Annotated in this window: 7 protein-coding genes; all 7 read right to left on the bottom strand. The window is 63.1% G+C overall.

Annotated features, from left to right (window positions below; all coding sequences use genetic code 11):
• Window positions 1–45 precede the first annotated feature (45 nt).
• From J7396_RS22340 to J7396_RS22310, 7 genes are read right to left on the bottom strand one after another with little or no spacing between them, the layout of a single operon-like run.
• A complete protein-coding gene (locus tag J7396_RS22340) occupies window positions 46–381 on the bottom strand; it encodes a head-tail connector protein (protein ID WP_209262180.1) in 336 nt (111 codons plus the stop codon).
• Between the two features lie 2 nt (window positions 382–383).
• Entirely contained in the window at window positions 384–641 is a 258-nt protein-coding gene (locus tag J7396_RS22335; RefSeq protein WP_209262179.1) for a hypothetical protein, read from the bottom strand.
• A 17-nt stretch (window positions 642–658) separates the two neighbouring features.
• Window positions 659–1,915 carry a phage major capsid protein gene (locus tag J7396_RS22330; protein ID WP_209262178.1) on the bottom strand — a complete coding sequence of 419 codons (1,257 nt, stop codon included), beginning with the start codon at window positions 1,913–1,915 and terminating at the stop codon, window positions 659–661.
• 10 nt (window positions 1,916–1,925) lie between these two features.
• The gene (locus J7396_RS22325) at window positions 1,926–2,612 is read right to left on the bottom strand and encodes an HK97 family phage prohead protease (RefSeq protein ID WP_209262177.1); all 687 of its coding nucleotides are present in this window, start codon (window positions 2,610–2,612) and stop codon (window positions 1,926–1,928) included.
• On the bottom strand, window positions 2,602–3,915 hold the full coding sequence (locus tag J7396_RS22320; protein ID WP_209262176.1) for a phage portal protein: 1,314 nt from the start codon (window positions 3,913–3,915) through the stop codon (window positions 2,602–2,604). Before J7396_RS22320 ends, J7396_RS22325 begins: the two co-directional genes overlap by 11 nt.
• On the bottom strand, window positions 3,915–5,759 hold the full coding sequence (locus J7396_RS22315; RefSeq protein ID WP_209262175.1) for a terminase TerL endonuclease subunit: 1,845 nt from the start codon (window positions 5,757–5,759) through the stop codon (window positions 3,915–3,917). The genes J7396_RS22320 and J7396_RS22315 overlap by 1 nt, the downstream gene beginning before the upstream one ends.
• Window positions 5,701–6,117 (bottom strand): P27 family phage terminase small subunit, encoded by a 417-nt coding sequence (locus J7396_RS22310; protein WP_209262174.1) that lies wholly within the window; start codon window positions 6,115–6,117, stop codon window positions 5,701–5,703. Before J7396_RS22310 ends, J7396_RS22315 begins: the two co-directional genes overlap by 59 nt.
• Between the last annotated feature and the right edge of the window lie 30 nt (window positions 6,118–6,147).

The following is a 6,147-nucleotide window of genomic DNA, read 5'->3' as shown; positions in this document are numbered from 1 at the left end:
GCCGCTGGATGCGGATTCGGTGGCGGAGCTTGCCGGCGGCGAGGCTCATACGCCGAGGCCTACTCGGTGCGGCCAGAGCAGCGCGTGCGCCCCCAGTGGCAGCTGGTTCGCGGTCTCGTCGGTGACAGCCTCGCGATTGCGGTACAGGTGCCCGGTGATCAGCAGCACTGCAGCAATGATGGCGGGATTCGCCACCATCGGGTCGAACCCTGCAGATCCGTCCAGAACAGCCGCAGCGAGCGAGTCCGTGTCCTTGTAGACCTGGCGATTGAGGAAGTCTTGCGCCGCCTGCTCAGCTGCTTCGGCATAGACATTGGCGCTTTCATCGTCGCCATCGAGCCGGACATGTGCCCGCACTTGAGTTTCAGTCACGATCCTCATCGTCAGGCCTTATCCGAACCCGTCGGCGCCTTGCGTCCCTTGTTCTTGGCCGGCGGTGCCATCTTGTTCTCGGCGGTTGGCGCAGCCTTGGCACCATCGAACTCTGCAATCAAGCCGCCGCGCAAGAGTTCTTTGGCGCGCTCCGGCGACCCGGTCCATTCGGTGCCGCGCTTCTGGTAGCCCGAGGGATCTAGAAAGCCCTTCAGTGCCATGTATTTCATGTCGATCTCCCGTAGACGGGCGGTTTTTCCGCCCGTCATTCAGCGGTTGTGGACGATCAGCCGCCCGACGGCGCGGCGAACTCGCCGTGCACGAACGACTCGGGGCGGTACACCGCCATTGCCAGACGCTCTTCCGCGCGGATCGTGACCATGTTCTTGCGGAAGTTGTCGCTGTCCTCGGTGGACACTTCGACCGCCGCGTCTTCCCGGTCGAAGACCTGCGCGGCGATGTCGAATGCGCCGACCAGGAACTCTCCCTCCGGCACAGCAGTCGTATCGACGACCGGCAGCTTCCACATGCGCGGCTGCCCCCCCTCGACCACGTTCACCCAGATGTAGCGGCCCTGCTCGTCCTTCTGCAGCTCGATATCGGCCCAGTCCACCGGGTTGAGTGCAATGCCGCTCGCGCGGTACTCCGCCACGCGGACCTGCAGAATTGCGCGACGGAGGATGTCGATCTTGGTGTCGCCGGCCTGGCGCAGTGCGTCGTCGAATGCCGTCGCCTGCGGGATCAGACCCAGCAGGTTCTGGCCAGTGCCATCACCCGCCAGGATCTGGTTCTCCTCGACGTACTTCAGGCCATAGATGGCGCGGCCATTGATGTAGCTCTGAAGGAGAGGCACATCAGCCAAGACCTGCTTGGAAGCCAGGAACCAGTGCGCGATCGTCTTGACCGTGGTCGTCTTCAGCTCGAAGGAGAGGTCCGACTGAGGCTTGAGGGCTGTCTCGGCCACCGGTGCGGCCATGTTCTGGAAGCCCGATTCCTGCACGAACTCGACCGAGTTGGAGGCGGTTCGCCCCGGCATGATCAGGTCGCGAATCGTGAAGGGACGATCCGGGCCATTGACGATTCCAGGCACGCGGGTCGGCTGGATGGCTGCACCGACGCCTCCGGTGCCCGTGGTGGCACTGGTGATGCTGGTGACAGCCTTGAGGTTCATGCGTGCAATGCCGCGCCCCTTGGCTGCCAGGCCGGTGAAGTCGTCCGATTCGGTGAACTGCTCGCCGATGGACTTGGCACCATCCGCATCGTTTGCGGCAGAACGCCGGGCCAGCTTCTGCTCGACTTCCAGCAGACGCGCGTTGATTTCCAGGCCGCTCTTCGAGAGCAACTCCAGCGCGTTCTTGGTGTCGTCCAGGATCTTGCCGTGGTTCTTGATTTCATCGCTCGCCTTCTCGGCGAAGACCTTGATCTCGTTGTCGCGCTCGTTGAGGGCCTGGATCAGGCCCTTCAGCTCCAGCTGGTCATCCAGCTGACCAGCGTTCTTCAGTTCGCGGCCGATCGAGCGCGAGAGGTTGGTGTATCGGGACATGGTTCGTTCCTCAGAAAGTCGGGAGGGTGAGACGGCTCAGGCTTTTGACCAGGCCTTCGGTTTCGTTCGCCGTGCTCCCGGACTCGCTCCGGTCCAGCAGATGCTTCAGTCCGCGATTGGCGATCACCGCGGCCTGGCTCTTCGAAAACCCTGCCTCGCGCAGGATCTGTTCGAATTCGGGGAGGGTCGGAAGCGACCCGTGGGCCAACTTCGACTTGATCGCGTCCACTCGCGCGTCGTCATTGGCGGGGAAAGTGACAAGGCTGATCTCAACCAGATCAACCTTCTTCAGAAGCCGCACGCGCTCTTTCTCGTCCCAGCTGTCCTCGCGGACGTAGTAGCCGATGGAGAGGCCGGAGACCGCGCCTGCCTTCATGAGGGCATGCGCTTCCTTGGCGCGGGCAACGCCGTCGATGATCAGCTGGCCTTCAACCTTGAGCCCGTGGCTGTCCTCCGAAAGAGCCGAGTACACGCCGATCGGCTCGCCGCTGCGGTGCTGCCAAAGCACCGGCACCGGACGTCCCTTGGCCTTGATCTCGGCAAGGCTTTCGGCGAATGCTCCTGGCGCCACCACCTCGCGGTAGCTATCCACGGTGCCAAACACCGAGCCGTAGCCAGAGAAAAGGCCGTCATCGCTGACGGCCTTCACGGACAGATCGAAGTCCCTGATCTTCAGGGTGGCGTCTTTACGTTTCATCGGGCTTTTCCTTTCCGGAGTCGAGCCACGCCAGAAGCGCCGCGCGGGCCTTCTGATCGCTGGAATTATCGCCGCCGAGTTGCTCGATCGGCAGGAGGTTGGACTGGACCGTTAGCTCTGAGGCTTTGCCACCACGCATTGGCAGGTTCTCTTTCGAACGGCAGTCGTCACGGCTATAGATTCCGTTCTGGACCATCGTGCTATAGAAAGCCGCCCTGGCCGCGCTGTCGGCGCGCAGCAGTCCCTCGACCACGAATTCGGCGAAGTAGGTGGGGCGCTCCTGCGGTGCCAGCAAGTCCTTCCTGATCGACTGCTCAATGCGACGCAGCCAAGGCGCCAGCGAGAAGGTCAGGAAGCCGATCATCTGCTGCTCGATGCCGGTTCCCCAGCTCGTCGACTTCTCGGCGTGGCCAACCATGAATGGAGGCACACCGAACCAGCGGCAGATCTCTTCTACGTTGAAAGCACGGGTACCCAGTAGCTGGGCATCCTCGGGATTCATTGGCACTTGCTGATACTTCATCCCCGCTTCTAGGATCATGGTCTTTCCGGCGTTGACGGCGCCGTTGAACTGCCCCACGAAGCTGGTCCGCAGCTCCTCCCGGTTGGTCTTGGTAAGGATCTGATCGGTCGACAGCACACCGCCGACGTTCATGCCGTTGGCGAAGACCTTGGCGGAGGCCTCATCTGCTGCCATCGCTGCGCCGAACACCTGCCCACCTGCCGAGATCGAGGAGATTCCCATCGTGCCGTTGGTGCTGAACCCGCGGACATGCCACATCGACGACTCGTTGATCACGCGCTGCTTTCCCTGCGCGTCCGTGTAGCGATATTCGAGCTCACCAGTCGTCAGGCGCCTGACAGCCATGCGCTGGGGGAGCAGGAAGTCGAGCGACACGAGGCGCCCGACGCTGTAGTGCTTCTCGACGTAAGCATTACCCCACAGCAATAGGCTCGCTACCAGGACCTCCCAGAACTGCACGGCCGTCATGTCGGCGTTCGGCTGGTTGTGCAAAAGCTCGTACAGAGGATGCTGCGTGGCCGAGACCCGGCTGCCGTCGGCCTGCCTCTTGTAGAACCCCAACGGAAGCGTGGAGATCGTCTGCGAGAGAAGGCGTACACAAGCCCAAACGGCCGACAACTGCAGTACGGTGCCATGGTTGACAGACTTTCCGGCCGAGTTTCCGCCACCGGCCCAGGCCTCCCAGAAGCTGGAGTCTGTTAGGCCGATCGGCACCCCAAGCCACTTCAGGATCGAGGACTTGAACGTGCCTGGCGCCTTGGCCTTTGTCAAAGCGGACATCAGCCCACCACAATTGGATTGGCGAGAAACTGGGACACGTCGGTAGCCTCTTCTGTTGCGATCGATATCCCCACGGCCATCAGCAGCGCGGTCATGTCGTCGATTTTGTCGGCCGAACGCTTCTTGTCCGGAGCCTTGTTCAAGTTCGGGTCGGTTCTGGCCACGAGGTTCGATGCGCACCAGGTGAGCACCGGATCACCCTCGTGCACCAGGTTCCCGCCTATGTAGGCGCGTTCGAGGTCCTGCATCGCCGGGTGGTAAGACTTGGTGCCCTGGATGAACTCCACCAGCGGCACCTCCGCCTTCACCAACCGGCTGACCATCTCTGTGGCGTTCCAGCGGTCGAACGCAATCGACTGCACGTTGAACCGCTCCACCACGTCGAGAACGGCCTGTTCGATCACCGCGTAATCGGTAACCTCGCCTTCCGTCTGTTCGATGAGCCCGGCAGCAACCCAGCCCGCGTATGGAACGGTTCCGCGTTCGGTGCGCTGCGCCACCGCTTCTGCCGGAACCCACCTCCTGCCCCAAGTGATGATCTGATCTCCGATTCGCCAGACCAGGCGCAGGGCAGTCAAATCGCGCGTGCTCGCCAGATCCAGGCCGCCCCAGCACGGTACGTCGCGGAGTGCATCCAGATCGACGGCACCGGCGCAGGCGTTCCACTTCGGCAGCGCGACCCAGCTGTTGGCTGACGCCGCTGGCCGATTCACGCGCTTGATCTCGAACTCGGCCAGCTTGGACGGCATCCGCTTTGCCTCGACCGCCTCCTTACGGATCGCGGCTAGTAGGTGCGGATTGGCGTCGATCAAGGGGTTCGCCTTGATCCACTTCGATTCATCGAAGGTGTCGTCGGCCTTGGTGCCGGCGGCCTTGTCTTCCTCATCGATGGCGTAGAACACCGCCAGGTAATGGTCGGCCTCGTGGCCGAACACGCCGGCGAGCAGCTGCTTCACGAACTGGCGGATCTCCGCCCATGGGCCCGGGTTGGTGTACCCCTCGGTTGTGGTGAACAGCCAGAGCGGGTTCTGGCGCGCGCCGGCGGCGGACTGCAGGACGTTCAGCAGGTCCGGCGTCTTGTGCGCGTGGATCTCGTCGAGGCCGACATGGGACGGGTTCAGACCGTCCTGCGTGCTGGCCTTGGCGTGGATGGGCTTGAAGCTGGCGCCGATCTCCATGCGGGTAATCGACTTCGCCCAGGTCTCCAGGCCATAGGCCTCCTTGAGATCCGGGGTCTTCTCCACCATCCGCTTGGCGACGTTGAAGATGATCGACGCCTGCGGGAACGTGGTGGCGGCCGAGATGACCTGGGCGCCCTCCTCGTTCTCGCAGCACTGGCAGTACAGCAGGATTGCCGACGCCAGCGTGGACTTCGCGTTCTTGCGCGCCACCGCGAACAGCGCCGAGGTGAAGCGACGCGTGCCATCCGGCTTCCGGAAGCCGAACAGCTGCACGACGAAGAACACGTGCGACCGGTGCATCCGGATCTCGGGCGTCTCCCACTTGCCCTCGACGTGCGGCAGCAGCTCGATAAACCCGCACGCGTGACACGCGTGCTCCGGTGAGAACCGGAACGGCGCGCCCCGCTTCTTCGCTCGTGCCAAGTCATCGATAAACCGCTTCGCGGCCTGCCGGATCAACTTGCCGAACCGCAGCCCCTTCCTGTCGGCGATCGCTTCCTGCGCGTACGCAATGGCCACGCCGACATAGTCGGAAGGATCCGGCTTGCGGGCGCGCGGCGCGGCCCTGCCCTGCTTCTTCGCTGGCGCCTTCTTGGCAGCCGGCTTATTTGCTCGGCGCTGCGAGCGCGGCGAACTTGTTGCCGGGCTTCTTGCTGTCGCCACCCGAACTCACCTTGCGCCTGCTGGCGGGAGTCATGCCGAACTCGGACATCAGCGCCTTGAACGCTGTGTCCTCGGCGGCCGTTATGTCCATCCCCGCCTTCTGCTTCATCACCATGCGTTGCCAGGCGTAGCAGAGTTGCTGGAGTGCGTAGAGGTCGACGACCTGCAACACCTTCGCCGCGACCAGCTGCGGGCCGAGATCACGCCACATTGCGGCGCCATCGGTTTTCAGATGCTGAGGGGCGTCGGGAAATTCATCGATCAGGTCGAACTCGGGAACGTCCGGCACCTCGCGGTCCGGCCGGGCCGTCCCGGCGATCACCTTGAGGGCCGGAGCTGTCGGCTTCCGTCCTCTCATTTTTCAACTCCTAATTTTGACCGTGCGAAA

This window comes from Xanthomonas sp. A1809 (genome assembly GCF_017746015.1).
GTDB lineage: Bacteria > Pseudomonadota > Gammaproteobacteria > Xanthomonadales > Xanthomonadaceae > Xanthomonas > Xanthomonas euvesicatoria.
Note: the sequence above shows the minus strand (reverse complement) of the source record. Positions and strands in the feature narration are given on the sequence as shown.

Excerpts from the sequence above, each read along its gene's own strand:
- J7396_RS22340 (WP_209262180.1), bottom strand. The coding sequence starts at position 381 with ATGAGGATCGTGACTGAAACTCAAGTGCGGGCACATGTCCGGCTCGAT.
- J7396_RS22335 (WP_209262179.1), bottom strand. The coding sequence starts at position 641 with ATGACGGGCGGAAAAACCGCCCGTCTACGGGAGATCGACATGAAATAC.
- J7396_RS22330 (WP_209262178.1), bottom strand. The coding sequence starts at position 1,915 with ATGTCCCGATACACCAACCTCTCGCGCTCGATCGGCCGCGAACTGAAG.
- J7396_RS22325 (WP_209262177.1), bottom strand. The coding sequence starts at position 2,612 with ATGAAACGTAAAGACGCCACCCTGAAGATCAGGGACTTCGATCTGTCC.
- J7396_RS22320 (WP_209262176.1), bottom strand. The coding sequence starts at position 3,915 with ATGTCCGCTTTGACAAAGGCCAAGGCGCCAGGCACGTTCAAGTCCTCG.
- J7396_RS22310 (WP_209262174.1), bottom strand. The coding sequence starts at position 6,117 with ATGAGAGGACGGAAGCCGACAGCTCCGGCCCTCAAGGTGATCGCCGGG.